2 protein-coding genes are annotated in these 1,768 nt (G+C 76.2%); one reads left to right on the top strand and one right to left on the bottom strand.

The window, feature by feature from the left end; all coding sequences use genetic code 11:
* Positions 1 to 435, bottom strand: a 435-nt coding sequence (locus tag ABD317_RS36520) for a helix-turn-helix domain-containing protein (RefSeq protein WP_344296297.1), incomplete at its 3' end; no start/stop codon positions are given.
* Between the two features lie 99 nt (positions 436 to 534).
* Here ABD317_RS36520 and ABD317_RS36515 point away from each other — a divergent pair.
* Positions 535 to 1,704, top strand: a complete 1,170-nt coding sequence (locus tag ABD317_RS36515; RefSeq protein WP_344296295.1) for a citrate synthase/methylcitrate synthase — start codon at positions 535 to 537, stop codon at positions 1,702 to 1,704.
* Positions 1,705 to 1,768 lie beyond the last annotated feature (64 nt).

The following is a 1,768-nucleotide window of genomic DNA, read 5'->3' as shown; positions in this document are numbered from 1 at the left end:
CAGCCGGTCGACCGGGCCGGCGTGGCCGGCGAGCGCCGCGGCGGCGGCGGTGGCGGCGGCCCGCGGCTCCGGCGGGGCGGTGAAGCGGACGCCGGGGGTGAGCCGGCCGGTCCACAGCCAGTCGGCGACCTCCTCGTAGCCGTACGCGGCGGCCAGGGCGGTGGCGTCGACGCCGCGGAAGAAGTACCGGTCGCGCTCGATGAGCGTGATGCCCGTACGCACCGGGGTGCCCGCCGGGGTGTCGCCGTCCTCCGCGGCGGCGTGCGGCCGGCGGTGGCGGCGGGCGAGCGCGTCGACCTCCCGGGCGTCGAACCGGCTGCCGCGGCCCCCGGGCGCCCTGCGGCTGCTCAGCAGGCCCCGGCTGACGTAGGCGTAGACGGTCTCGGGCTTCACGCCCAGCCGCTCGGCGGCCTCGCGCGTGCTCAGCTCGTCCATCCACTCCCCGCCGCCCGCTTCATATTGATCGGATCAAGATTGACACCCATTGAATCAAGGGTGGACAGTCAAATCAATAGAGGAGAGAGGAAGACCGGCATGGCCACACCCCGGACCGTCACCCCCGCCCCCGCCCCCGCCCCCCGCGGGCTCAGCGGCGTCGTCGTCACCGAGACCCGGCTGGGCGACGTTCGCGGACGCGAGGGCTTCTACCACTACCGCCAGTACTCGGCGGTGGACCTCGCCCGCGAGCGCACCTTCGAGGACGTCTGGCACCTGATGTTCGACGGCGAGCTGCCGGACGCCGCGCGGCGCGCCGCGTTCACCGCGCGCACGACCGCGCTGCGGCTCCTGCCCGGCGACCTGCGCGGCGCGCTGCCGGCCATCGCCCGCTCCGGCGTGCTCGCCGGCCCGCTCGCCGGGCTCCGCACCGCGCTCTCCCAGGCCGGCGCCGCGGCCGGCTTCCGGCCGCTGTACGACCTCACGCCCGCGCAGCGCCGCGAGGACGCGCTCGCCGCCTGCGCGATGGTGCCCACGCTGCTGGCCGCGCTGCACCGCCTCGGCCGGGGCGAGGACCCCGTCGAGCCCCGCGACGACCTGCCGTACGCCGCCAACTACCTGTACATGCTCACCGGCCAGGAGCCCGACCCCGCGCGCGCCCGGGCGATCGAGGCGTACCTGATCTCCACGATCGACCACGGCTTCAACGCCTCCACCTTCACCGCCCGCACCGTCGCCTCCACCGGCGCGGACCTGGCCGCGTGCCTCGTCGGTGCGATCGGCGCGCTGTCCGGGCCGCTGCACGGCGGCGCGCCGAGCCGGGCGCTGGACGCCCTCGACGCGATCGGCACCCCGGACCGGATCGACCCGTGGATCCGTGCACGGGTGCTGGCGGGCGAGCGGATCATGGGCTTCGGGCACGCGGTCTACCGCACGGAGGACCCGCGCTCCCGGCTGCTGCGGGGGTTCGCCGAGTCGTTCGGCGGCCCGCTGGTGGAGTTCGCGGTGCAGGTCGAGCGGCGGGTGGTGGAGATACTCGCGGAGCTGAAGCCGGGGCGGGAGCTGCACACGAACGTGGAGTTCTACGCGGGCGTGGTGATGGAGCAGTGCGGGCTGCCGCGGGAGATGTTCACGCCCACGTTCGCGGCGGCGCGGGCGGTGGGCTGGAGCGCGAACGTGCTGGAACAGGCGGAGGACAGCAAGATCATCCGACCGGCGGCCCGGTACGTGGGCCCGCCCCCGCCGGAGCCGGTCCCCGCGGTGGCCTGAGCGGGCCCGCGCGCGGCGGCCCGTGTGCCCGGCGGGCCCCGCACGCCGCCGCCTGCGGCCTCAA

Source organism: Streptomyces synnematoformans (assembly GCF_039531005.1).
Lineage (GTDB): Bacteria > Actinomycetota > Actinomycetes > Streptomycetales > Streptomycetaceae > Streptomyces > Streptomyces synnematoformans.
The sequence above is the reverse complement of the archived record's forward strand: the minus strand, read 5'-3'. Positions and strand labels throughout refer to the sequence as shown.